Source organism: Vulcanisaeta sp., from assembly GCF_049966235.1.
Lineage (GTDB): Archaea > Thermoproteota > Thermoprotei > Thermoproteales > Thermocladiaceae > Vulcanisaeta > Vulcanisaeta moutnovskia.
This window is the reverse complement of record NZ_JBMFVA010000081.1, coordinates 1-621: the sequence shown is the minus strand read 5'-3', so window position 1 is coordinate 621 and position 621 is coordinate 1. Positions and strand designations below refer to the sequence as shown.

1 pseudogene is annotated in these 621 nt (G+C 50.7%); it reads left to right on the top strand.

The window, feature by feature from the left end:
* Positions 1-41 precede the first annotated feature (41 nt).
* Positions 42-621: pseudogene (locus tag ACP5L5_RS11815) on the top strand (hypothetical protein); the annotation flags it as partial.

Here is a 621-nt window from a genome sequence, read left to right as displayed (position 1 = left end):
GGGGCATTAGGCGTGGCAAGAGGTTCGTTTGCGGTGAGCCGGTGGCTGATGAGGCTGTGATCAAGGAGGTTTTGGGGCTTGTCGATGAGTTGAAAAGAAGATTCAATAAGCATGGAGGTAGGTTCGAGAACGCTTCATTCATTGACGAGCTCATTGATTTGCTTGAGCGTTGGCTCGGGGAGCACGAAAGCGACGAGGGCGAGAAGGTGAGGGAGGCGAGGAAGGTCGTGAGGGAGATGATCGAGCTACTAAGGAAGCTCAAGAAGAAATGGATCGAGAAGTACTGGAGACAGCTCCTCGAGCTAATGGATTTACTCGAGAAAAATGCCACAGAAATAATAGTGACCGGTAGGAACAACGGCGAGGAATCGCTCGTGGCTCACATATACAATAAGGATGTAGCTGTTGCCATAGACAAGGTCGCGACGAGTGAGAGCATCATTATATGGCTATCGCTATCTAGGTCTGAGGGGGATGACGTTAAGATAAGCAGCACCTTCAGTAATGAGGAGATCCTCAGAACCGTTCAATACGGCTGGGAGTTGACGGATGGGGGTATTAATCGTAAGCACCCGGCCATGGGCACGAGCCAGCCATGGCAAACTGTTTTGTGGTCGCTTA